The 25,461-nt window shown below is 44.9% G+C and carries 19 protein-coding genes and 2 tRNA genes; 5 read left to right on the top strand and 16 right to left on the bottom strand.

The annotated features are described in order from the left end of the window. Positions 1 to 100 precede the first annotated feature (100 nt). The 5 genes from NSA57_RS00780 to NSA57_RS00760 all read right to left on the bottom strand — a co-directional run bounded on the left by NSA57_RS00780 (position 101) and on the right by NSA57_RS00760 (position 6,482). Positions 101 to 1,897: a cobaltochelatase CobT-related protein gene (locus NSA57_RS00780; RefSeq protein WP_390427457.1), complete on the bottom strand. Its 1,797-nt coding sequence runs from the start codon at positions 1,895 to 1,897 to the stop codon at positions 101 to 103. Continuing rightward, positions 1,884 to 2,801 carry an AAA family ATPase gene (locus NSA57_RS00775; protein ID WP_257463713.1) on the bottom strand — a complete coding sequence of 306 codons (918 nt, stop codon included), beginning with the start codon at positions 2,799 to 2,801 and terminating at the stop codon, positions 1,884 to 1,886. Before NSA57_RS00775 ends, NSA57_RS00780 begins: the two co-directional genes overlap by 14 nt. 1 nt (position 2,802) lies before the next feature. After that, positions 2,803 to 4,917, bottom strand: a complete 2,115-nt coding sequence (locus NSA57_RS00770) for a glutamine synthetase III family protein (protein WP_257463712.1) — start codon at positions 4,915 to 4,917, stop codon at positions 2,803 to 2,805. Positions 4,918 to 4,951: 34 nt separating this feature from the next. After that, a complete protein-coding gene (locus tag NSA57_RS00765; protein WP_147598027.1) occupies positions 4,952 to 5,854 on the bottom strand; it encodes a diacylglycerol/lipid kinase family protein in 903 nt (300 codons plus the stop codon). A gap of 160 nt (positions 5,855 to 6,014) precedes the next feature. Beyond that, positions 6,015 to 6,482, bottom strand: a complete 468-nt coding sequence (locus NSA57_RS00760; protein ID WP_147598026.1) for a nucleoside deaminase — start codon at positions 6,480 to 6,482, stop codon at positions 6,015 to 6,017. Positions 6,483 to 6,721: 239 nt separating this feature from the next. Here NSA57_RS00760 and NSA57_RS00755 point away from each other — a divergent pair. Then, positions 6,722 to 6,794 (top strand) — tRNA-Val (locus NSA57_RS00755). Between the two features lie 22 nt (positions 6,795 to 6,816). Beyond that, positions 6,817 to 6,890 (top strand) — tRNA-Met (locus tag NSA57_RS00750). Between the two features lie 443 nt (positions 6,891 to 7,333). Here the strand turns inward: NSA57_RS00750 and NSA57_RS00745 are convergent. The 5 genes from NSA57_RS00745 to NSA57_RS00725 all read right to left on the bottom strand — a co-directional run bounded on the left by NSA57_RS00745 (position 7,334) and on the right by NSA57_RS00725 (position 13,124). After that, the gene (locus NSA57_RS00745) at positions 7,334 to 8,317 is read right to left on the bottom strand and encodes an AraC family transcriptional regulator (RefSeq protein WP_257463710.1); all 984 of its coding nucleotides are present in this window, start codon (positions 8,315 to 8,317) and stop codon (positions 7,334 to 7,336) included. A gap of 132 nt (positions 8,318 to 8,449) precedes the next feature. Then, positions 8,450 to 9,475, bottom strand: a complete 1,026-nt coding sequence (locus NSA57_RS00740) for a substrate-binding domain-containing protein (protein ID WP_257463709.1) — start codon at positions 9,473 to 9,475, stop codon at positions 8,450 to 8,452. Between the two features lie 153 nt (positions 9,476 to 9,628). Then, a complete protein-coding gene (locus NSA57_RS00735; protein ID WP_257463708.1) occupies positions 9,629 to 10,630 on the bottom strand; it encodes an ABC transporter permease in 1,002 nt (333 codons plus the stop codon). A 2-nt stretch (positions 10,631 to 10,632) separates the two neighbouring features. Beyond that, complete coding sequence (locus NSA57_RS00730; RefSeq protein WP_257463707.1) at positions 10,633 to 11,628, bottom strand: ABC transporter permease; 996 nt, start codon at positions 11,626 to 11,628, stop codon at positions 10,633 to 10,635. After that, the gene (locus NSA57_RS00725) at positions 11,628 to 13,124 is read right to left on the bottom strand and encodes a sugar ABC transporter ATP-binding protein (RefSeq protein ID WP_257463706.1); all 1,497 of its coding nucleotides are present in this window, start codon (positions 13,122 to 13,124) and stop codon (positions 11,628 to 11,630) included. The genes NSA57_RS00730 and NSA57_RS00725 overlap by 1 nt, the downstream gene beginning before the upstream one ends. A gap of 198 nt (positions 13,125 to 13,322) precedes the next feature. Between NSA57_RS00725 and NSA57_RS00720 the strand changes: the two genes are divergently transcribed. From NSA57_RS00720 to NSA57_RS00710, 3 genes are all read left to right on the top strand, one after another. Further along, positions 13,323 to 14,873: a response regulator transcription factor gene (locus NSA57_RS00720; protein ID WP_022067813.1), complete on the top strand. Its 1,551-nt coding sequence runs from the start codon at positions 13,323 to 13,325 to the stop codon at positions 14,871 to 14,873. Continuing rightward, positions 14,870 to 16,705, top strand: coding sequence for a sensor histidine kinase (locus NSA57_RS00715; protein ID WP_173752023.1), 1,836 nt, complete (start codon positions 14,870 to 14,872; stop codon positions 16,703 to 16,705). Before NSA57_RS00720 ends, NSA57_RS00715 begins: the two co-directional genes overlap by 4 nt. Before the next feature lie 120 nt (positions 16,706 to 16,825). Continuing rightward, positions 16,826 to 17,254 (top strand): DUF3783 domain-containing protein, encoded by a 429-nt coding sequence (locus tag NSA57_RS00710; RefSeq protein ID WP_257463705.1) that lies wholly within the window; start codon positions 16,826 to 16,828, stop codon positions 17,252 to 17,254. A gap of 162 nt (positions 17,255 to 17,416) precedes the next feature. On the opposite strand, the gene NSA57_RS00705 is transcribed toward NSA57_RS00710, so the two are convergent. From NSA57_RS00705 to NSA57_RS00680, 6 genes are all read right to left on the bottom strand, one after another. Beyond that, on the bottom strand, positions 17,417 to 18,835 hold the full coding sequence (locus NSA57_RS00705) for an arabinose isomerase (RefSeq protein WP_138269953.1): 1,419 nt from the start codon (positions 18,833 to 18,835) through the stop codon (positions 17,417 to 17,419). A gap of 37 nt (positions 18,836 to 18,872) precedes the next feature. Next, a complete protein-coding gene (gene rhaB / locus NSA57_RS00700) occupies positions 18,873 to 20,276 on the bottom strand; it encodes a rhamnulokinase (RefSeq protein ID WP_257463704.1) in 1,404 nt (467 codons plus the stop codon). A 295-nt stretch (positions 20,277 to 20,571) separates the two neighbouring features. Next, entirely contained in the window at positions 20,572 to 21,762 is a 1,191-nt protein-coding gene (locus tag NSA57_RS00695; protein ID WP_147598017.1) for a substrate-binding domain-containing protein, read from the bottom strand. A gap of 109 nt (positions 21,763 to 21,871) precedes the next feature. Then, a complete protein-coding gene (locus tag NSA57_RS00690) occupies positions 21,872 to 22,852 on the bottom strand; it encodes an ABC transporter permease (RefSeq protein WP_257463703.1) in 981 nt (326 codons plus the stop codon). Between the two features lie 11 nt (positions 22,853 to 22,863). Then, positions 22,864 to 24,375, bottom strand: a complete 1,512-nt coding sequence (locus NSA57_RS00685) for a sugar ABC transporter ATP-binding protein (protein ID WP_022067820.1) — start codon at positions 24,373 to 24,375, stop codon at positions 22,864 to 22,866. Positions 24,376 to 24,395: 20 nt separating this feature from the next. After that, positions 24,396 to 25,373 carry an ABC transporter permease gene (locus tag NSA57_RS00680; RefSeq protein WP_147598256.1) on the bottom strand — a complete coding sequence of 326 codons (978 nt, stop codon included), beginning with the start codon at positions 25,371 to 25,373 and terminating at the stop codon, positions 24,396 to 24,398. Positions 25,374 to 25,461 lie beyond the last annotated feature (88 nt).

Genomic DNA, 25,461 nt, shown 5'->3' with positions numbered 1-25,461 from the left:
TAAAAAATACGCAAAAAAATTACAGTTTTTTCCTCCATTCTATATATTTCCCACAAAAAACAACAGCCTGATACCTGTTATTATGCAGGATATCAGACTGTTACTCTGTTTCAAGCTGCTTCTTCAGATACCTTCCGACGATTCTGGAGAAGTTGCGGATGTCCCGGATATAGGCAAAATCCTTGCCAAAGATCTTCTTTTCCGTAGAAAGATCCTTTTCTTCCCCGGCAAACACTCCCAGCACACTGACGTCAAGATTCCTCAGTCTGCGGACTTCTGTGGCTGTATCTGAAATCGCGGTGTTTCCCCGGTAGGGCTGAGGATTTTTAGCATTGGGCCTGTTGACGATCACATCATAGGGCCGCCCGTCGCTGAGTACAATAAGGATCTTCTTTTCTTCCTGCCTCTGAAGAAGACTATGGCCCGCTGTTTTTATGGCAAGGCCGTCCCTGTTATTGGAAGAGGTCACGTAATTAAAAATATTCTCGTTTTCTGTTCTGGGATCATCATACTTACGGAATCTGTGCAGGATCGTATAATCCCAGAAGGTACAGAAGCTCATAACTCTGTGAGGAATTTCCACATTGCTCAGAGCCTCGCTGATAATATAAGCCTGGATCGCCACCTCGCCCTGACGGCTCATCTGGGAACCGCTGGCATCGATCAGCACGTCCACCACAAAATCTGCTGCGTCTGCCTTCAGCTCTCTCTGAAAGATTTTGGCATCACTGCTTCTCCCGATCCTCCACAGTCTTGAGGGAACAATCATTCCTCTGTCGGAGAGCACAGTCTGGGTTTCCGCTCTCAGGGTAAGAGATTTACGAAGGGTGTCTGTCAGCTCTGCGATATTGTGTTTTACAATTCTGTGTTTATCATGATACAGCCAGATATTTTTGTTTCTCAGACGGACTGCATATTCATACTGATAATTTCTTTTTACCGGATTTTTCAGGATTCCCTCTGTAAAATAAAGGCTGCAGTCTCCGTGGATGCCCCGGCACATAAGATGATTGATCCGTTTTTCTTCTGTTTCCGTCAGATAGGTTTTTCCGTAATTCAGCTCCACGTATGTATGGGCCTTTTCCAGTACCTCCGGTGGAAGAACCGTGATCTTGTGCTTTTTTCTGCGTTCCTCTTCCATGGATTCTGTCACAGCTCTGTCTTCAAGCCCCGTCATATTTCCGGTAAGCTGCTCCATATAGCTTTCCAGAGCTTCCTCATACAGCTCTTCCGTGAGATAATCCTCCCAGGGATATTCTGTAAGCTCCTTTATGCTGACCGCAAGTACCTTTTCCAGATTCCCGTGAACAGCTTCAAAGGACGGGTCCACCAGCCGGTTATAGAGCTTATCCACAAGCCGGATCAGGTCCATGGTGTTCTCTGCACCGGCTGCGCCTGCCACTGTGTCCGTGAGCTCCTGAAGCTTTTTTTCCGCCCGGTAGGAGCTGCCCTCCAGCCGTCTTCTTAAAACTGCTGCTCTCAGCTTTCCAAGCACATTGCCCGGAGCACACATCTGTTCAAATTCCTGATCCAGAATATCCTCGCAGGCCTTTCGCTGAATGGAGCGGATCCCGGGACGTTCCCGGCAGACTTTTTCTCCTACGGCTTCTTCAATACAAAGCTGGGCAAGCTGCGTCAGACACTGTTCATCCGCCTGAAGAAATACTTTTTTTACCAGGTACATTCCCATCATGTCCCTGTCGTAAAACCTGGCAAAAGCTCCCTGTTTGATTCCGTCATAAAGGGCGATTGCCTCTGACCTTAAAAACAGCGATACATCCGGTTTCATGTCCAGGCCATAGTCTCCGCTGACTGTCCAGAGAAGATTTTTTACTCTGTTTTCCAGTTCAAACCGGCTGTCATCCAGCTCCATTGGGAGTTCTTTATTCATAGACATCCTCTTTTGTCCATTCACGTGGAATGCGGGTTCTCACCACATCCTCCACGATCTCTTTTTCAAAAACATCAAAGGTCTTATTGATCACGCCCATCTGCACTGCCTGCCAGGGTGAAAGTCCTGTATCCACAATCTTCATGGCAGCCAGAAGTCCTCTGAGATCCAGAGGCTTTGTGGAAATCTCACTGTTCAGAGCTTTTTTCTGAAGATCCAGAAATACTCCTGTAAACTGTGCTACTGCTTCTTCTCTGGCACCGGGGAACATCTGATGAAAGATAAATTTCAGAGATTCTTCAGTCTGCGCCGGCATGTCGATCACCAGAAAACGGGAAACAAGGGCTTCGTTCAGTTCCTTTGTTCCTGCATATCCGTAATTCATGGTTCCGATAAATCTGGCCGCAGGGTGGAGATCGATTCTGTCATAGCCCGGAACATCAATGGAGCGACGGTAATCAAGGGTGGCATGAAGTACAGATACCGCGTCATTTTTCGCCATATTGATCTCATCCAGAATCCCGAAGCCGCCATATTCCGCGCACTGATAAATACTGCCTTTGCGAAGCTTTACCTCATTGTCAGAAAACGTATCGGTTCCGATCAGGTCGCCGCTGTTGGTATTTACGTGAAATGATACATTATAAGAAGGTCTGCCGAAAATATAGGCAAGATTCTCTGCCAGAATATTTTTGCCCGTAGCCTTCGGTCCTGTCAGAAGCAGATTTTCTCCCCGGAGAAGGCCTGCAATAGCCATCTCCAGGATATCTTTTCCATAAAAGGGGATCGAGGGCTTCACAATTCTGTGAACAGCAGCCTCATCTGTGGTATATGTATTTCGAAATTCCTCTGCCTGACGGATCAGCTCCGGAGAAACCTGCTGCTCCTCCAGAAATTTCATTTCTTCCATATTACACCTCAAAAATCAGATCGCCGTAGGAAGGCATTGGCCACATTTCCTTATCCACCAGCATTTCCAGCTCATCTACCGGTCTGCGAAGCTCTTCCATGGCTGTCACTACTTTTTCTCTGCAGTATACAGCGCGCTCTCTGCCTTCCGGATACTCTCCGATGTGAGATACCACCTCGGCCAGAGCCTCCATGGCTTCGTTTGTCTTTGCAAGACGCTCAGAGCATTTGGTAAGAAGTCCAAGCTGTACGCTGACATCCACTGCCGCTGCTGCGCGGACTGCGTTTACAGACTGGGCAAGTACCGTTGTATATTTGATCACTGCCGGAATGATCTGCTTGGTAACAATATCCAGCATTGTCTTTGCCTCAATGTTAATGGCTTTTGCATAAATCTCATACTGGATCTCCGCACGGGATTCCAGCTCTGCCTTAGTAAATACATGGAAAGTTTCAAAAAGCTCTACTGCTTTGTCTGTAGTAAGAGCCGGAATGGCATCAACCATGGACGGAAGAATCGGAAGTCCCCGGCGTTTTGCCTCTTCCTCCCATTCCGGAGCGTAGCCGTTTCCGTTAAATACGATCCTCTGATGCTCTGTTGCATATTCCTTGATCAGATCATGGACAGCCAGATCAAAATCAGGAGCCGCCTCCAGACGGTCACAGGCCTCTTTAAATGCCTGAGCTGCAATGGTATTTAAAACCACATTACATTCAGAAATAGAATCTCTGGAACCAACCATACGGAACTCAAATTTATTTCCTGTAAAGGCAAACGGTGAAGTTCTGTTTCTGTCTGTGGCGTCTTTCATAAAATCAGGAAGCGTTTTTACACCTGTGTGAAGCTTACTGCCTTTTTTGCTGTGAGTTGCCATTCCTGTGCTGATCAGCTGATCCAGCACATCCTCCAGCTGCTCTCCCAGAAATACGGAAATAACAGCAGGCGGCGCTTCGTTTCCTCCCAGACGGTGATCATTTCCCACATCTGCCGCAGATTCACGAAGAAGGTCTGCATGAATATCCACTGCTTTCAGAATACAGGTAAGAACAAGAAGGAACTGGATATTCTCATGAGGAGTTTTGCCCGGCTCCAGAAGGTTGATCCCGTCATCTGTGGTCAGAGACCAGTTGTTATGCTTACCGGAACCATTTACGCCTGCAAAGGGCTTCTCATGAAGCAGGCAGCGCATACCATGACGGCTTGCCACCTTTTTCAGAATGCGCATCATCATCTGATTGTGGTCGGCTGCAATGTTGGCCGGTGCGTAGATTGGAGCAAGCTCATGCTGAGCCGGAGCAACTTCGTTGTGCTGGGTTTTTGCAGTGATTCCCAGCTTCCAGCACTCTTCATTGACTTCCTTCATATATGCGGAAACTCTCTGACGGATAGTTCCCAGATAATGATCGTCCATCTCCTGTCCCTTTGGCGGCATTGCGCCAAACAGAGTTCTGCCTGTGTAAGTCAGGTCTTTTCTCTGAAGCCACTTTTCTTTATCTATAAGGAAATATTCCTGCTCTGCTCCTACAGACGGAGTTACTTTTTTGGATGTGGTATTTCCAAAAAGACGGATCAGTCTTAAAGCCTGTTTATTTACTGCCTCCATGGAACGGAGAAGAGGAGTTTTCTGATCCAGAGCCTCTCCTGTATAAGAACAGAAAGCAGTTGGTATACACAGTGTGCCGCCTGCTGCGTCATGGCGCACAAACGCAGGTGAGGTACAATCCCAGGCTGTATAACCTCTTGCCTCAAACGTAGCTCTCAGACCGCCGGAAGGAAAAGAAGACGCATCCGGCTCTCCTTTAATAAGCTCTTTGCCGGAAAAGCTTAAAAGAACCTTTCCGTTTTCCATGGGAGCAGTGATAAAAGCATCATGCTTTTCTGCAGTTACTCCTGTCAGCGGCTGAAACCAGTGGCTGTAATGGGTTGCCCCCTTTTCAATTGCCCATTCCTTCATCTCATGAGCAACTACATCCGCAATCTCCATAGACAGTTCTTTGCCTTCTTCTATGGTTTTTTTCAGCTCTTTATAGACTTTTTTCGGAAGTCTCTCCTGCATAACGGAATCATTGAACACATCGCATCCAAAGAGTTCTTTTACGTTAGTATAGTCTGACATTAGCTTTCTCCTTTATGTTTTCTGTTTTATTGGCTTAATTCTTTTTTGTGCTTTTTAAATACAGATTCAGTGCTTTATGCATATTTTCTATTTCTACGGACGTGTGATTTCCTCCGAATTCACCGTCCAGCGTCCACGGAACTGCTTCCTCTGCCTCTATGGTGATCTTTCCTGTTTTAAATGAATGAACAAGATCCGTATTATCCTCAGCCATAACAAGAGCTGTCATGATCTCCTGAAGCTCCAGAGGGTTCTTGGGCTTTACGATCAGTGTCACTTCAAAAAGGCCGTCATTCATATCCACATTCTTGCCTGTAAGATTTTTAAAGCCTCCCACAGATCTGGAATTTGTGATCATTCCTACCATAAAATCATCTTCTACTTCAATTTCCTCTGATTTTACTTTCATATGATAGGATTTGATATCAAAAAGTCTTTTGACTCCTTCCAGAATATAAGCCACATGACCCAGAACATTTTTCAGATCCTGATCCGTCTCATAGGATACGTCTGTAAAAAGTCCGAAGGCTGCCACATAGGCAAAGGTCTGGCTGTTAAACCTTCCGATATCGCAGTGATACAGTTCTTCCTCCATGATCATGGAAGCAGCCTCTGTCATATTCTTCGGCATAAACAGGCTGTTGGCAAAATCATTGGTACTTCCGGCAGGGATATACCCGATGGGGACATCACTTTTTTTCTCCATAATCCCGGTCACAACCTCATCCAGCGTTCCGTCTCCTCCGCTGCATACGATCAGGTCCACCTCATCAGCGTACTCCCTGGCCTGCTCGTAGGCGTCCTTTGCCTTCTGAGTAGAACGGATGATCACCTCATAATCATTCTTATTAAAAATATCAATAATATCCAGCAGATGGGTTTTGATCTTTCCCTTGCCTGCCTTGGGGTTAAAAACAAAGAGCATTTTCTTTCCCACAGTCCCATTCCCCTTTCGATTATTGTACTTGCCTGTAAAATCAGGCATATTCGTTTATTATGATACAACAAAATGGAAAAAATGCCTAGAGGAAATTTTATGCGGACGCCCTGTGACGGCTTCCCCGCCATCGTCGGAAGCCATACCTGTCCTTTTGTTTTCAGCCTTTCTGATGGCCGGAAAAATAATCCCTCAGAACACAGATGCTTTCTTCCCGCATAACGCCGGCTGTCACTTCCGGTCTCCAGTGAGATCTTTCAAATACCAGTTCCGCACAGTCGTTCCCCTGCTCGCCCAGGATTTCGCAGAGATCTCTGTCGCTCGCCCCATATACCAGTCTTCCAAGCTTTACCCATACCATGGCTCCGCAGCACATAAAACAAGGCTCGCAGCTTGAGTACAGAGTATAATCGCTTAAATCCGTAATCCCTGTTTCTTTACAAAAACGCCGGATCAGTCCTGCCTCCGCATGAAAAGTAGGATCTGTGGCTGTATAGATCTGATTTTCATTGGTGTATACAGCTTCTCCGTCCTTTACAAGAACTGCGCCAAAAGGTTCGTTGCCGTGTTCCACTGCAAGCGCTGCAAGCTCAATGGCCTTTTTCATAAATACTTCATCTGTTGTCATAATGTCTCCCCTTCTCTGTTCTCATTCTAACCATCAGTATTTTACCATAGCAGGAAAAAAGTTACTATAAAAAAACTTTTTTAGTATCTCTAAAAGCCTTTGTATATCACATAAATTTCCGAAAAAAATAAAAATAAATTTTTTTAAAAAAAGTGTTGACATTTGGATATATGTGTTATATACTAACGAAGTCGGTTGAGGGAAACGAAAAAAACTTCCACTGAACAGACATCAGATATGGGGTCTTAGCTCAGCTGGGAGAGCATCTGCCTTACAAGCAGAGGGTCATAGGTTCGAGCCCTATAGGCCCCATAACAACCGAATAAACAGACATGGCGAGATAGCTCAGTTGGCTAGAGCATACGGTTCATACCCGTAGTGTCGAGGGTTCGAATCCCCCTCTCGCTACTGAAAATCCGGAACATAAAGTTCCGGATTTTTTGTTATTATGCTAACCCTGGTTCTGTTCTTCCATTTTTTCGCTTTCACCACTATCCAATCCCAATATTTTTATGCTAATCATATTCTTTTTTAGTTTTTTCTATCTATTTTTTGTGCAATTTGCATAATTATCTCTCTGTTTTTTCTACAAAACCAATTCTTTTCTATCTACATAAAATATGCTAAAATAAATATAGATTTTACTTCAGGTACACACAGAAAAGGAAACACCAATGATATTACATAAATATCTGCGGAACATACAGAGTTCTCTGTTTCCCGTATTCCGCATTTCTTGAGACATTTCTTTTTCCTATTGCCAAAGATAAAGTAAAATCTAAAAAAGGACATTACAAAGCACATTTCTTCTGAAGTGTATTTTGTAATGTCCCGTTTTTATTTATACAGTTCTACAAACGCACAGTCTCCCGCTTTCTGTTTATTTCCCGGAAGGCTCTTGGTGTCACATGATACTTTTCCCGGAAGACCCGGTGAAAATAACTGCCGTTCTCATATCCCACTGCCGCAATGATATCACTGATCGGAAGCTCTGTCTCACACATCAGTTCTATCGCCTTATTCATGCGCTTCCGCTGAAGCAGCTCCTTAAAATTAAATCCTGTGTTTTTTTTAATCATTTTGCTGAGTACATGCATGGGAAGATGAAGCCTGACGCACAGCTCCGTCAGGGTAGCTGTCTTATAATTCTGCTCAATATAATCCAGAGTTGTCATGGATATCATATTTTCATATTGATTAGGCACTCTCATCTCTGCATACTGGACAGAATCCAGAAGATACAGAAAAATCAGTCCCATGGTCGTCTGATTGATCCGGTTCTGATCCCCTCTGCCTGTTACCAGAGAATAGATCATATTTTCCAGAAGATTCTGGATCTGCAGCACCTCTGCCACACGAAAGTGAAGATACTCTCCCTTTTCTTCATTCTGCCGTAATACATTAACAAGAAAATCCGCCAGTACATTATTGCTTCCTGCCATGGTATAGGCCACATCAAAAAACTCCGGAAGAATCATAAAATTAATGGCAATATCATTTTTTCCCGCAGGCAGGATCTCATGTCTGGTAAACTGGTTCAGAAACAGAAGCTCTCCTGCCTCAATAACCACCTGCTTTCCTCCTATGATATTGGTAAGCGAGCCTTCGCACACATAAAGCACCTCGATAAAATTATGCCTGTGAGGCGGAAAATGCACAAATCTGGTGTGGGTCCGCACTGCGATCAGCTTTCCCTCCTCCAGCATTTTTGCACTGTCCACAGTAAAGTCCTTTCCTGATGTATACAGCCCCTGATCCACTTCTGACGCTCCATCAAGAATACGCTGCTCTTCCTCTGTTATTTTTCTTAAATGGTCCAAAAGTGCCTGCTGCATATTTCTACCGCCTTCTTACTGATTTTTTCTTATCATAGCACAAATAAGAAAGAGACGCCAGCTTCCCGGCGTCCCTCTTCAAAAAGGATTCTTAAATGGTATGAAAAAACTTCTTATTTTTATTGCTTTATTTTAGTACAGCTCTGCGTACTCTTCAATGTTCTCAGGTGTGAACTGAAGCGGCTCTCCAAGAACAATCTCTGTTCCTTTGTCATCAGCCTCTGTAATTGTATAATCGCCAAGATCGCCTGCTGTAAATGTCTCGTCAAGCGCGCCTGTGATATCGCCCTTTACAAGTGCCATGGTTGTGTAAGCGCTGAGCTTTCCAAGGCCCTGCATATCCCACAGATAGAAGTACGGGCAGGAATGAGCGTCGTCACCGCCTGTGTACTCAAGCATTTCAGAAGGAAGGCCAAGACCTGTCAGTTTACATGTGGATTCATTATCCTGAAGATATTTTGCAGCTGCTGCAATACCGACAGTTGTAGGTGCGCAGATAACCTTCAGATCCGGGTAGTTCTGAAGAAGCGCCGCTGTCTGGTCTGTAGATTTCTGAGGCTCATCATCACCATAAGCAACTTCTACAAGCTCCAGTTTGCTGTATTTCTCATCTTCTTCCATAATTTTCTTCATAGCGTCGATCCATGCGTTCTGGTTTGCAGCCTGGGATGTGGCAGAAAGAATTGCAAACTGGCCTTCTCCGCCGGAAATATCAAGGACTGCATCCATAAGAGCCTGTCCTACAGCCACAGTACCTGCCTGATTTACAAATACCTGACGGCTGTCTTTATTGGGGGCAGAGTCAAAAGAGGATACCTTGATCCCTGCATCCATAGCTTCTGTCAGTTTTGCCTGAAGAGCATTTACATCGTTTGCTGCAATGCAGATTGCATCAAAATCCTGGGAAATCAGGTTGTCAAGAACTTTGATCTGAGCATCAGCAGTTGCTGTCTCCGGATATACAACCTCCACTGTTCCGCCTTCTGCTTCCACTGTTTCCTTAAAGGAAGCTGCTGCGATCTCAAAGAACGCGTTGCCTGCTGATTTGCCCACAAGTGCGATCTTCTGTCCGTCTCCTGCGCCCTCAGCCATAACCGGGGTAGCTGCTCCGAGAACCATTGCTCCACAAAGAAGTGCGCTGATAACTTTTTTGTTCATTTTGTTTTCCTCCCTTGGAATAATATAGTTTTTAGTTACTGAGATCAGTAACTTTTCTGCTGCATAAGCTGCAGCATTTTATCTGGAACTGCTCTCCTCTCAGAAAAAGCAGCGCCTTTCATTTTAAAAAATATCACATGATTTTACAATTATTTATTTACTTTTTACAGTTCTTCTTACCTGTCCGATAATATTCGGAAGAGCAACTGCCGCGATCAGAAGCGCTCCGATAATAAGAAGGATCACCTGCGCATGGACGTTCTGCTGTCCCAGTCCTACGCGGAGACATACGATAATAAATGCCGCAATCACGCCTCCTGCAATATTTCCTTTGCCGCCTGTGGAAGAGATTCCTCCAAACACTGCCATGGCGATGGCGTCCATCTCAAAACCGTTTCCTGTTGTGGTATTGGCTCCGAAGGATGAGGACAGAAGAAAAATAGCGCAAAGGCCGGAAACCGTTCCCATCACTGTATAAATGATCATGCGGATCTTCTGCACATGAATGCCGGAATAATATGCGGTCAGACGGTTTGTTCCGATGGCATATACTCTTCTTCCAAACGTGCTTTTTCCAAGAACAAGGGCAAAGATCACAGCCAGGATCACAACCAGAAACAGAATATAGGGAACCTGTCCCACCTTTCCTGCAATGGCAGTGAAGCCGTCCAGATTTGACATGGTAATACTTCCGCCGCTTCCCAGAATGATCTCCGCAATACCGCGGAAAATAATCTGAGTTGCCAGAGTGACGATCATCGGAGGCAGCTCTGTAAATTTTGTAAGGATCAGTCCGTTAATGGCACCGCATACAGTTCCCACAGCAAGACCGGTAAGGACAACTACGATAAACGGAGCGTTCATGTTGCACACAATACAGCACATGGTGGCTGACAAACACACACTAGAACCAACAGAAATATCAATCTCGCCAAGGACCAGGATATATGCCATGGGGAGCATGAGAAATACCTCTGCAAGATAAACCGGCATCTGACGGAGCAGACTGCTGATATTGTAAAACTCAGAAAACATTGCGCAGAAAATATTCACTGCAATAAAGATCAGAACCAGGATTCCTTCCCAGGAGAAGATCATCCGCTTTACCGAACTTTCTGGTACATTATTTATACTTCTTCCGGATTTTCCAGCCATGATTACATCTCCCTTCCTTTCAGTGCATTTTTGTCTGCCACACGCTGCAGCACTACGTTCATTACAACTACGATCAGAATGATCAGTCCTTTGATGGTATTCAGCCAGAGCTGGTCAAAGAACGGAATCAGAGGAAGCGCCTTTGCGATAGTCGCAAGGATCAGAGAGCCGAACAAAGCGCCCAGAACACTTCCGCGGCCGCCGCTCATGCTGACACCGCCGATTACGCAGGCCGCAATAACGTCCATTTCGCCGCCATACTGCATGTCAGGCATTGCTGATGCATAAACGGAAACCTGAAGAGCGCCGCCAAGACCTGCCAGAAGTCCCATGATCACATAAACAAGAAGCTTGATGTTCTTTACATTGATACCGGAAACCTCTGCCGCGCTGGCATTGCTTCCTACCGCATAAATCATTCTTCCTGTTCTGGTCCATTTCATAAACCAGAAAAAGAATGCATAGCACAGGATCACAACCCAGATCACACAGTTGATACCAAGGAATTTTGTTGTTGCAAAATCCTTAAAGCTGCCCAGAGCCGCTGCGCCGGCCCACTCACCGCCGTTGGAAACCAGGTAGCCCATTGCCCGGAACACATACATAAATCCCATTGTGGCAATGATCGGCGGCACATCTGCTCTGGAGATCACAAGACCAACCACCAGGCCGCAGATCATACCGATTCCTATGGCAATTACAAATGCCAGAGGAGCAGCTTCAATGACATCGTTTTTCAGCAGCATACCAATGGACATACCGGATAACGCCAGAGTAGACATAATAGAAATATCAATTCCGCCTACCAGCATAACGCACAGCATACCCAGAGCCATCACCATTGTTACCGCATTGTTTTTCAGCATATCCATCAGGGATTTCGGAGTCAGGAAAGACGGATTAATGGCTGTTATGACAATAAAAAGGACGATCAGAACAACTGCAAGCAGAGCTTCACGAGATCCTGTAAGTTTTTTTACCAATGATTTCTTTTCCATTATTTTGAAGCCCCCTTTTCCATGGCAAGCTCAAGGATCCTCTCCTGAGTCGCTTCCTCTCTTCCAAGCTCGCCGGTCTTTCTTCCGTTGCACATTACAATAATACGGTCCGCCATACCGAGGATCTCAGGCATTTCCGAAGAGATCAGAATAATGGCATAGCCTTTCTTTGCCAGATCTCCCATAATCCCGTAGATTTCTGCCTTGGCTCCGACGTCAACGCCTTTAGTGGGCTCGTCCATGATCACAACCTTCATCTCCTGGCTTAACGCCTTGGCAACCACTACCTTCTGCTGGTTTCCTCCGGACAGAGAGCTTGCAGGCTGGAAAATATCAACCGCCTTGGTATCTACTTCCTCAAGAAGCTTCTTCGCCAGATTTCTCTCTGTCTTTTCATCATTGATTCCGCCTTTTGCATATTTGCTGATTGTGGGAAGGGTTACGTTTCTTCCCAGCCCCCAGCTCATGATAAGCCCTTCCTTCTGACGGTCTTCAGGAAGAAGAATAATGCCTTTTTCCATTGCGTCAGAGGGCTGCTTGATGTGAACCTCCTTACCTTCCAGATAAACTTTTCCTGAATCCGGACGGGTGATTCCGCACACAGCTTCCACCACCTCGGTACGGCCTGCGCCTACCAGCCCGGTAAGACCAAGGATTTCTCCGGCTCTTATCTCAAAGGAAACATCCTTAAAATATCCGGTTCTGGAAAGCTTTTCTACCTTCAGGATCTCCTCTCCCGGCTGAACCTCTGGCTTCGGGAAAAGATCTGTGATCTCACGTCCCACCATTGCCTTGATCAGATCCGCATTGGTAATACCGTTTACATCATAGGTTCCGATATACTGGGAATCACGGAATACCGTAACTCTGGAAGCCAGACGGTACATATCCTCAAAACGATGAGAAATAAAAATAATGGAAACTCCCTCTGACTTTAATTTGTCCACAAGTGTATAAAGCTTTTCCGATTCAGATCTTGTCAGTGCGGCAGTAGGCTCGTCCAGAATAATGATTTTTGCATTGGTAGACATTGCTTTTGCAATTTCCACCATCTGCTGCTGTGCCACACTTAAAGTTCCCATTTCCGCTGTGGCGTCAAAGTCTGCATCCAGCTGTGCAAGAAGTTTATTTGCTTCTGTATTCATTGCCTTCCACTGGATCATTCTGTTTTTAATGATCTCATGACCCATAAAAATATTTTCTGCAACTGTCAGATGCGGGTAAGATGTTGGATGCTGATATACGGCTGCGATTCCCGCTGCCTGAGCGTCCTTCGGTCCTCTGAACTCCACTTTTTTACCGTTCAGGAACATTTCACCTTCTTCTGCTTTATGTACACCGGTAATTACCTTAATAAACGTACTTTTTCCGGCACCGTTTTCACCCATGAGCGCATGAACCTCGCCGGGTTTCAGCTGAAACTGTACATTATTCAACGCTTTCACACCCGGAAAAATCTTTGTAATTCCTTTTAGCTCAAGAACATATTCAGACACGGCTCTTCCCCTCCTTTTTTCTATCTGTTCACTGATTTTATTTTACCATTGGTGATTTTTTTATAAAATGGGAATATATTTGGAATCCGGGTAATATCTTTTCATTTACATGCACAAAACTCTCTACTTTTTCTCTCGTATTCCTGTTAAAAATATGATAGACTATACCTGACTTTTACTTATAACAAGGAGAATCCTATGAAATTACTGATCGTAGACGATGAAGAGCTTACCCGTACAGGGCTGATCAGCGCCATTGACTGGAAATCCCTTGGCATTGATCAGATCATTCAGGCTGACGACGGTATTCACGGTCTGGAACAGGCCCGTCTTTACAAACCCGAAATCATTTTGTGTGATGTACGTATGCCTCGCATGAACGGAATCACCATGCTGGAACGGCTGGAAAAGCTTCTTCCGGATTCTGTTCCTGTTTTTATGAGCGGCTATTCGGATAAAGAATATCTCAAAGCTGCCATTCGCCTGAAAGCTGTCAGCTATATCGAAAAGCCCCTGAATCCTTCCGAAGTCTCCCAGGCAGTCCGGGAAGCCGCTGATCTTTACATACAGAAACGCCACTCACGAAGAGGAGAGGTCCTGAAATCCATGGAAACCGCCTCCCGTCTGGCGCTGCTTCTGACACTTCCAGCTTTACCTGATATTCAGACTGCCCGCAGACTTTTCGGAGAACTTGGTTTTACTGTAAACAGCTCCACTTTTTTTATTTCCTTTATTATAAGAATGAATACCTTTCCGGAGCTGTCTGCTCTGGAGATGTTTTATCAGGAGCTGTCTGACTTTCTGGAAAAAAGAAAGATCAATTTTATTTACACAGACAAAAAGCATCAGAATCTCCTGTGTTTCCTGTTTGGACAGACAGAACCTTCCATCCGGTGCTTTCATGAAATCAGCGACTTTATCTGTCAGCGCCTTTCTGTTCTGGGAAGATTTTCCATTGCAGCAGGAGAAACTGTATACGGAATGGCAAAAGCCTATCAGTCCTATGCCTCCGCTGTGATTCTTTTGCAGAGCAGTTTCTTTTTTCCGGAAAATACACTGCTGACCCCTGACAGACTGAACCAGAGCACAAAGTCCTCCCCTGAGCTCGTTTCTGCATCACCGGAAAGCGAGTTTGCAGACTCACTTTCTTCCGGGCTTCCTGAATCTGCCTTTGTTCTTCTGGATCAGCTTCAGGAATATTTTACTGAAAATACAAAAGTGTTCCAGAATGCTGTAAAGGATCTCTATTATAAACTGTTCCTGACCCTTGATAAGGCCCGGAAACAGAACCTTCAGACAGACGATGTGTACGCAGAACCCATTGCAGAGATCATTGACAGATGTTTTACTTTTTCCGAGCTCCATCAGACGCTTCGCCGGCAGACTGAAGACTTTTTGGAACATGCGGGAAATCAGACACATGAGAATCCAACCATCCATATGATCAAAAGCTACATCGGAAAACATTACATGGATGAGACACTTTCTGTCAAAGATATCAGTGAACACGTTTTTCTTTCTGCCTCCTATGTATGTACCTTTTTCAAAAACGAAACCGGGCATACCTTAAATCAATATCTTACAGAGTACAGGATGGAAAAGGCCAAACAGCTGTTAAAGGATTCCAGATACCGGATTTCAGACATTTCATCCAGAGTTGGCTACAGCGACGGCAATTACTTTGGAAAAAGCTTTCGTAAATACAGCGGGCTTTCTCCGTCTGAGTACAGGGAGAAAAATCTGAAATGACAAGATTATTAAAAAAAATACGTCAGATTTACGGAGATATGAATCTGCAATCAAAATTTACCATTGTACTGAGTATTGCCGTCACGATTCCGGTACTTATTGTGGGAATCTTTTTCTACACCCGGCTGTATGACATGGTTGTCTCTGATACCATCCGAAAAGAACAGGATGCATCCTCCGAGGCCGCGCCTCTGATAGAGGCCCGTATCCAGAAAATCCTGGATGCCTATGAGGAGATCACAGAGCTTGGATTCTATGAAACATTGTTTCACCAGCCAGTCAATTCCCCTTTCCAGATGCTTCTGGATCCCCGGGATGCAGAAGCATTTCAGAAAAAAGCCCAGGAGCTTATTGACGGTCAGACCATTACCGGACTTCAGATCTACATGGATTTTCCAACAGAATCCGTGAAGCTTTTTCACGATGAGCTGACACAGAACTATTTTGTGCCAATGAGTCTGGCACAGGGGACCTATTGGTATGGTATTTTTCAGGGAACAGGAAAATCCGAGCTCTACTGTCCGGAATTTTATCTGGGAGAACGGGAAAAATGTACCTTCGGAGATATGGCGTACATTGTTTCCACTACTTTTTATTATCAGGGAAATGCCCATCAGGCTTACATTGCCCTTTATTCCTCCTCAGATCAGCTGACGCAAATGCTGAAAAGGAATCTGACTCTGGACGGCAGCGTTTCTTACATTATCAATGAAAGAAATGCCATTGTGGCATCTTCTGATAAATCCGGGACGGGTATCTATCTTCTGGATTACCAGACTGTTGAAGATTCCTTTATGGCTTCCAACGGTTTCATTGAAAGGACGATCCTCGACCAGAAGATTTATGCAGGATTTTACAATATCCGACAGCCCGGCTGGTTCATGGTAACTGTCCTGCCCTCTTCTTCTCTTTTAAAACAAAGCAATTTTATCATGTTCCAGTATATCCTTATGTACCTTGCAGTGCTGGTGCTTGCCTCAGTTATGGCTCATTTTCTGGCCCGGTCTGTAAGCAGCCGGATCTCCTCTGTGATCCGGCAGATGAGCAAGGTCCGTCAGGGATCTCCGGTTCCCATGGAAAGCCCTGTTTATCATGACGAGATTGGTGATCTGGTAGATACCTATAACTATATGACTCGAAAAATACAGCAGCTTATGGACGAGCAGATGAAAGCGGCAGAAGAACTTCGGATCGCAGAATTTAATTCTCTGCAGGCTCAGATCAATCCGCATTTTCTGTATAATACTATGGATATGATCAACTGGATGGCGCTGCAGGGACAAACCTCAGAGATTTCCAGCGCTGTACAAAGCCTTTCCCGGTTTTATAAGCTGACACTGAGCCGCAAAAAAAGCATCAGCACCATAGGAGAAGAGGAAGAGCATGTTTCTATTTACCTGAAAATCCAGAACATGCGCTATCATGACAATATTTCCTTTATCTCTGATATTCCGGATGAGCTGACAGATTATCAGATACCAAAGCTTACCTTACAGCCTGTGATAGAAAACTGCGTTCTTCACGGCATTCTGGAAAAGGATACCAAGGCCGGAACAATCGTTCTCACCGGCTGGATGGAGCAGGAAGATATTGTGCTTCTGATCTCAGACGATGGCGTTGGAATCCCTCCGGAAAAGCTTTCCACAATCATTTCCGGAAACAGCGCAGGTTCTTCCTCCGGCGGCACAAACATTGCTGTATACAACACACATCAGAGACTTCAGATCCTGTACGGCAGGGCTTATGGACTTACCTATACCAGCAGGCAGGGGCAGGGTACAGAGGTGCAGATCCGCATCCCGGCCCGCAGGCAGACACAGGAACCAGTGTGACATGATAATTATCTGAGATAATATCTTATGGAGAAAAACCTCTTCTATTCTGTAGTATAGAAACCTGTAAACTCAGCAGACATTTTTGACTGCGCCATTATTCTACCAGGAGGCATTTTTTTGAACACATTTGATTTTCACAACATGAACTTATCCACACTGGGCAGGGCTCCCGCCCCCAAACCACAGATTCTTCTTTATCATTTTTCGCAGGATGAACGCACCAGACAGATCAGACGATATCTGAGAAGAGCTGACGTTGACGTCCGTGAAGTGCCTGCTTCTGATTTGTTTCATCCTCTGGGATACCTTTTTGAAATTCCGGGATTTTCTCCCTGTTCCAGGTTTCCCATGGGAGAAAACTTCAGCGAAGAAATGCTGGTTATGAAAGATTTCTCCAACAGTCAGATGGACGCTTTTCTTCAGTTTTTCCGGGACAATCAGCTGAAAAACGTTAATCTGAAAGCAGTCCTCACTCCTGTTACCGTACACTGGAATTCCATGGAGCTTTACCGTGAACTGAAAAAAGAACACCAGGAGCTGAGATAGCTGTCTCAGCTCCTGGTAAAATCACATGTGCAGCAAAAGTTTTTATGTAATGGATTCCCATGCTGACAAAAACAACATCCCGCAGAACCATGACCGGTCTGCGGGATGTTGTTTTTGAATATGTGTAAATATCAGATACTCTCTCAAAACGAAAAATCGATTTTATCTTGTAACGATCTCAACCGGAACGTTAAAGATTTTTGCAACCTTGAGAATCGTGTCAATGTGTCTTCCGGTTGCTGCTGCCATATGATGTGTGGGACCGGCTTCACTCCAGCGGTTTACAAACTCTCTTGCACCGCAGGTAAAGCGTGTTCTCATATTGGTATCTCCAAAGGAAAGGATCGGACCTTCCTCGTTCACGCCTTCTGCAACAACAAACTTGAAGTTTCCATCCTTATCCTGGGTAATGGCAAGATAAGTAACCGGTCCAAGATACGGATAGAACTGTGTCAGATATCCGCCGCCTGTTTTGCCGTGGAATACCTTCACGATCTTCATGGTAGGCTTCTTGTCAGAAATATCAGCATCTCCGCTACCGGAATGACCGATGATACAGATGTCATCATTAAAGTCAATGGAATACATCTCAGAAAGCTGTCCGGTTCCGGAAATTGTTTTCAGGATACTCATTGCCATGGCAACCTTCATATCTCCCTCAACCGCACATGCAGTTCCCTGCTTGATCAGCATAGAAAATGCCGGAATCAGCATACTGTCAAGAACGCCTGCCTTGCCCTGAGCAAATCCGTCATAATGGGAAGCGATCATGCCAAGATGCTCGTCTTTTACCCACTGCTCAAAGGCAACCACATATTTTGCCATATCCCATACTTTTTCGATTGTGCCCCCGCCTTCGATCTCAAAAGTATCCAGAATGTCCTGAGCTTTTGCACGGATTGCGTCTTCATCTGTGATATCGTCTGCAATCGCCCACATCTTTTCCCAGTCAAACTGCTTGGTATAAAGGAACATTCTGTTATAGAGGTTTGTCTCATCAATGTACAGATCCATCATTCCCGGATATGGTCTGCCGATCTGCGCAATGTTAGTCTCACGAAATCTTCTTCTCACCTGAGCAGCCTTGCACCAGTCTTCAATCTCTGCCTGAACAGCAGGATCTCCGCCTTCTACCACACCTGTGATCACCGCATGTCTTTTGCCTGCTCTCTCAAGGTCTGCAACAGCTTCGCCTACAGCTCCGCAGGCATAGCCTTCTCCCAGCCAGGAAGCAATATCTGTATGCTCATAATCCAGAGCTTTCAGCTTCTGGACGTTTACCAGCACTACAGGAACATCCAGATCGCGGATTGCCGGAAGCATATTATAAGATGTAGCATAAGTCAGCATCTGAAGGAATACAAGATCAACGTCTGCAGCGCGGAATCTGTCCCCTGCCTCCATTGCCTGTTCCTTGGTTGTCACCATTCCTCCGTCAATGATCTCTACCGTATCCGGAATTGTTTTTTTGAATGCAGCATACTGTGCCTCAAACTCCGGTACCAGTGACGGGAACTGTGGAAGGTAAGCTCCCAGTGCGATTGAAAATACGCCGACTTTTGCTTTCGTATTAACTAACATAATGAACTCTCCTCTTCATATAAAACTATAAAGCTGTTTATGCGTTATAAATTTTGATATTAAAGGACTCGTGAATTACTGTTCTTGCTTCTTCAATAGATTTGAATTCCTCTGCCTTTAACATCTGGGCAGTGATATTACCGATTGCAGTTGCCTCTCCCGGACCTGCATGAACCTCTTTGCCTGTAGCTTTTGCTGTCAGTTCATTCAGATATCCTGCATTGGAACCGCCGCCTACAACATGGATACGGCTGTAGGTTCTTCCTGTGATCTCTTCCAGTTCTTTTGCTGTTTTTGCATAACATTCTGCAAGGCTGGTATAGATCACAGTAGCGATCTCACCGAGAGTCTCCGGAACCTTCTGTCCGGTTCTGCGGCAGTAATCCTTCACTTCCTCTGTCATATTTGCCGGTGCCAGGAAGCACTCGTCATTTGCGTCTACTCTGGACGGGAAATCCTTTGCATCTTCTGCCATAGCACAGATTTCAGCAAAACCGTATTTATCATTGATCTCATGACGTACAGACTGGATCATCCACAGGCCCATGATATTTTTCAGATAGCGGAAACGTCCTGCATATCCGCCTTCGTTTGTCAGATTCAGAGCACAGCTCTCTTTGGAGCAGTCTGCAGTCTCTCTCTCAAGCCCCATCAGTGACCATGTTCCGGAACTGATATAAATAAAGTCATCGTCATTTGCAGGTACTGCAAGCACAGCAGAACCAGTGTCGTGAGTTGCTGGAGCAACTACTTCCAGATCAAAACCAACCTCGTTCTTCACTGCTTCAGAAAAATGTCCGATGCTTGTTCCCGGCATGATCAGCTTCTGGAAAATCTTTCTCGGATATCCCAGCTTGTCGATCAGTTCAAAATCCCAGTCCTTTGTAACAGGGCTTACCAGCTGGCTGGTAGTAGCCTCTGTATATTCGCAGGATTTTACTCCTGTGAGAAGATAATGGAAGTAATCCGGTACATGAAGAAGGGTTTCTGCCTGCTCCAGATACTCCGGATGCTTTGTCTTTACTGACATAAGCTGGTAGATGGTATTGTAAATTGCTTTCTGGATACCAGTTCTCTCATACAGTTCTTCCTGGGAGATCACTTTGTACACTTCCTGGTCCATGCCTTCTGTACGGCTGTCACGATATCCAACAGTGTTTCCAAGAACATTTCCGTCTTTGTCCAGGAGAACAAAGTCAACGCCCCAGGTATCAACACCCATGCTTACCGGAATCTTGCCGATTTCTTTACATTTTTTCAGTCCGTTGATCACCTCTTTAAACAGGCGGTCAAATTCCCAGCAAAGTTCGTCGCCTTTTTTTACCATACCGTTTTCAAAACGATATACTTCCTCCAGGATCATTTTTCCATTTTCCATATGTCCCAGAATATGACGTCCGCTGGACGCACCAATGTCTACTGCAAGATAATATGTTGCCATGATTAAAACCTCCTAAATATGTAAGATATACACAGAAGAATTTTTTATTGTCTGCTGTGTTTTTTAGTTCTTCCATATTTGATAACATCATATTACATGAAAATACTTCAAATCGGAAGAACCTGGTTTGTCTGAAAAAGTGTCCTTATTTGTCACTGTCCACTCTGTTTCCGGTAATCTGTGGACAGTTCCCTTTGTTTGTCAGCTTTCCTGACAGATATGTGTTAATTTAAAATATCCCCAGAGAATCCTCTGGGGATATGGTGAATATTGTGTAAAACTCAGAGACTAGAAATTAGTCATAAAGGTTCGGAGCGATTTCTTCGTCTTCCATGTTTGTTGCATCATACCAGTAACCAGCTGTCGGAACATCAGAAACTTCATCTCCGTTTGCTGCTGCTGTCAGAGCGTAGATTGCATAGTATCCCATCATAAGAGGAGACTGTGTAACAGCACCAAGGAATGTGCCATCCTGTACAGCTGCTTTGATGATAGAACCAGCGTCGAAACCAACACCGATAACATCGCCTGCTGCTGCGTCAGAACCAAGAACGTTCAGGTTAGCGTTAGCTGCAAGAACACCCTCTGCTGCAACCTGGTTGGAACCAAAGATTGCGATACAGTTTTCTTTGGAAAGGATAGCCTGAGCCTCTGTGGAGCAAAGCTCTACAGTTGTCTGTGCCGGAACTGCAACCTGGATAACAACGTCTGCGTCAGCTTCTTTTGCGTCAGCGCCTTCTGCTGCGTTTACATAGAACTCGTTACCTGCAACTGCAACAGTTTTTCCGTCTGCCTGGATAAGCTCGATCATTTTGTTGATGAATCCAGCGCCACGAAGCTGAATGTTCTGAGCTGTAGCATCCTGGTTTACTTCACCGATGATAACCTGACCTTCAGCGTTTGCGATAACGTCTTTGATTGCTGCATACATATTCTCAGCTGCTACTGCACCAGCCTGAGCGTTGTCTGTAACAACCTCTGCTACTACAGATCCTTCCGGAGCATCTGCAACACCTGTATCAAATGTTACAACCGGGATTCCGTCTGCTGCGCATTTCTTAAGAGCATCTGTTACAGAAGATGTATCGCATGCTGCAAGACCCATACCAACCGGTTTTGCTGCGATAGCTGTATTGATCATGTTAACCTGGTCTGCGATATCGGACTCACTGTTCGGTCCCTGTGCTGTGAAAGTAACGCCCAGCTCATCAGCTGCTTTCTGCATACCTTCAACTGCTGCCTGCCAGTATGTAGACTGGAAAGATTTAACCATCATCGGGAATTCATATGCTTCGTTTGCTTTCAGTCCCTCAAACTGAGCTGCCGGATCAGCAGCGTCTTCTGTTGTTGCTTCTTCCTCAGCAGCTGCGTCTTCTGTTTCAGCTGCGTCTTCTGTTGCTTCTTCTGCTGCAAATACCGGAGCAACTGTCATACCGGATACCATTGCTGCACAAAGGCCTAATGCGATGAGTTTTTTAATTTTCATTGTTCTACATCCTCCTTAAAAATTATATAGTTTTTAGTTTTTATGATGATCCGTCAGGCGTTTTCACCTGACGGTTCACATACGTGATTAAAATTGAAAACTGTATTCTTTATAATGCTGCAGCTTTCTTTTCTTTGATGATATCGATCAGTACCGCAACGATCAGTACAAGACCTGTGATGATCTGCTGCCAGTTTGCCTGTAGTCCCACATATGGAAGACCGGTTTTCAGAAGCATGATGACAAAGATACCAACAAAGGTTCCAAGTACAGATCCATAACCACCTGTAGCTGCCACACCACCGACAAATACACCGCCGATGGCATCCATCTCAAGACCGGCGCCAGTACCTGGCTGTACGGTAGGAGTTACTGCTGCGTATGCGATTGCTGCAAGACCTGCAAACAGACCGCAGACAACATATACCATAACATGGTAGAATTTAACATTGATTCCTGAAAGAGCTGCTGCTTCTTTATTGGAACCGATAGCGATGGTGTAACGTCCGAATTTCGTATGGTTCAGAACAAATTCCATCAGAAGAACCAGAATAACCATCCACAGGAAACCGATCGGATAACGGTCAGCGCTTCTTCCTGTACCGATTGTAAGTTTAAAGATAGAATGGAACCATCCGCCTTCCTGTGTAAGACCCGGCCACGGTGTAGCGGTACAGAGAGATCCGGCACCGCGGGTAATCATACAGGTACAAAGAGTTGCAAGAAACGGCGGCAGATTCATTACGCCGATAAGAACACCGTTCAGTGTTCCGATCAGAACTCCAAGAAGCACACAAACCAGCATAGCAACAACAACAGGTACGCCATGGCTTCTTATCAGAGTTCCGCCGATCAGTGCGTAACATACCATACCTGTTCCGATGGAAAGGTCTACGCCTCCGGTAATAAGAGGGAAAGTAACACCGATTGCCATCAGAAGATCATAGTATGAAAAATCCAGCAAACTCAGCAATGTGTTGTACTGTCTGAACTCTTTACTCATAATGGAGAATACAGCTGTCAGAGCAATAACAACAATTAAAACGATAAATCTCTGATCACTTAATATACTTTTTTTCTTCTTAGTCATGACTGTCCTCCTTAATCAATACTACGTGTAGCCTTATCCATGATGTTTTCCTGGGTAGCTTCAGAAATATCAATATTACCTGTTACTTTACCCTCACACATGATAATGATACGGTCACTCATTCGGAGAACTTCTGTCATTTCAGAAGAGATCATGATGATTGATTTACCTTCTGCTGCCAGTCTGTTCATCAGTTTATAAATTTCATTCTTGGCACCAACGTCAATACCTCTTGTAGGCTCGTCGAAGATCAGGATTTCACTGTCTCTTGTAAGCCATTTTGCAATAACCACCTTCTGCTGGTTACCACCGGAAAGGTTTACAACAAGCTGGTCTGCGGTAGGAGTCTTGGTTGCAAGCTCTTTGATATATTTCTCAGTTACTTCTTTTTCTTTCGCTGAGTCAATCAGGAAGCCCTTTGTAAACTGTTCCATTGTTGCCAGAGTTGTGTTCTCAATACAGGACTTCTGTACAACACATCCATATCTTCTTCTGTCCTCTGACAGATAACCGATACCATATTTAACAGCATCCTGCGGACTGTTGATGGTAACTTCACGAAGCTGTCCATCTTTGCCCATGATAGAAATCTTTCCGCTCTGCTTCGGATCTGCACCAAACAGTGCTCTTGCTGTCTCGGTACGACCTGCGCCCATCAGTCCGGAGAAACCAAGGATTTCGCCTTTGCGAAGCTCAAAGCTTACATCCTGAACCATCTTACCTGCATTCAGATGTTCTACTTTAAGAACAACAGGCGCATCCGGCGCAACCATACTGTGCTGCTTCGGATCCTCATAAATAACACGTCCCACCATCATGTTGATGATATCTTCTTTTGTACTGTCTTTGGTGATAAGAGTTCCAACATAACCGCCGTCACGCATAACAGTAACACGGTCTGTAATAACCTTGATCTCATCCATACGGTGAGAAATATAGACAATACCCAGACCTTTTTCACGAAGATCACGAATGATGACAAACAGATCCGCAATCTCTTTTTCAGTAAGGGCTGCTGAAGGCTCGTCAAAGATGATAACCTCTGCTTTGTGGGAAATCGCTTTTGCGATCTCACACATCTGCTGTTTACCAACTGTCAGATTATGCATTTTTTCTTTTGGATCAATATCAATATTCAGATCCTGGAACAGTTTTTTGGAATCCTCGATCATTTTTTTGTCATCGATGCGGAAACCTTTTTTTGGCTCACGGCCGATAAAAATGTTCTGGGCAACTGTCAGGTCGCCTACCATGTTCAGCTCCTGGTGCACGATTACCACACCGGCATCCTGAGCTTCCTTTGTGTTGTGAAATTCTGTTTCCTTGCCTTTATAGACAATGGATCCTGAATCTTTCTGATAAATACCGGTAAGAACCTTCATAAGTGTGGACTTTCCGGCACCGTTTTCTCCCATAAGCGCATGTACTTCGCCGCGTTTCACTTCAAAATTAACGTGATCCAGAGCATGAACTCCAGGAAAGGACTTATCAATGTCCTTCATAGTTAAAATAACTTCACCCATTGTTACATCCTCCCTTCCGATCAGTTCTTTCTGCGTCTTGCAGAAACGTCAGCGTAAACTGCAACGATTACAATAATACCGGTGATGATCATCTGCTGTCCTTTGCCAAGACCAAATGCCATGATTCCCTGCTGAAGAAGAGAAATGATGAACACACCGATCACAGTACCGCCGATGGAAGCAAGTCCGCCAACCATGGATGTACCACCCATTACGCAGCCTGCAATCGCCTCGTTGTTGTACTGATCGCCGTAACCTGGCTGAACAGTTGTATATGTAGCTACAAAGAACAGTGCGGCAATACCTACCAGAGTTCCGCAGATCATGTATGAAAGCATACGCCATTTTCTGGTGTTTACACCGGAAAGACGAACCGCCTCACTGTTAGAACCAAGGCAGAGAATATAACGTCCCGGTTTTGTACGGTAAAGGATAATTCCGCAGATCACTGCTACTGCCAGGAAGATCACAATACCTACAGGAAAATCATTATAGGAAACAATGTTTCTGAACCATCCGTTTTCCGGATCGCTGCCCATAGGCCAACTTACAGACTGTGTTTTTGTAAATACAGAAGCAAGACCTTTGGCAATATTCATAGATGCCATAGATACGATAAACGGCGGTACAGACATGTAAGATACCAGCCATCCGTTAAAGGTACCAAAGCAAAGACCGATCAGTACACATAATACCATAGCTGCTGCACATGGAACACCATAGCTTGTCATGCAGTAACCGGAAACCAGTGCACAGCAGAACATAACCGGTCCGATGGAGAAATCAATTCCTCCTGTAGCGATTACAAAAGTAACGCCCAGTGACAAAAAGCCCAGGAAATAAACATAGTTCAATGTGGATCTGATACTGTCTCCTACCGGAAACTTATCTCCAAGAACCACTTTGAAGACTACGAACATAAGAATCAGGATCCCAACAAGCAGAATCCTGTTCAGGCCGAGCTTTTTTATGATTGGATTTTGTTTCAGCTTTTCCAATTTCTTCACCCTCCTACTGTTTTTCACACTCTCTGTGTTTTCTTAACTTATAATAACGTGAAAACCTGATAATTGTAATAGAATATCT

The sequence above is a fragment of the Blautia caecimuris genome, from assembly GCF_024622975.1.
GTDB classification, from domain to species: Bacteria; Bacillota; Clostridia; order Lachnospirales; family Lachnospiraceae; genus Blautia_A; species Blautia_A caecimuris.
Note: the sequence above shows the minus strand (reverse complement) of the source record. Positions and strands in the feature narration are given on the sequence as shown.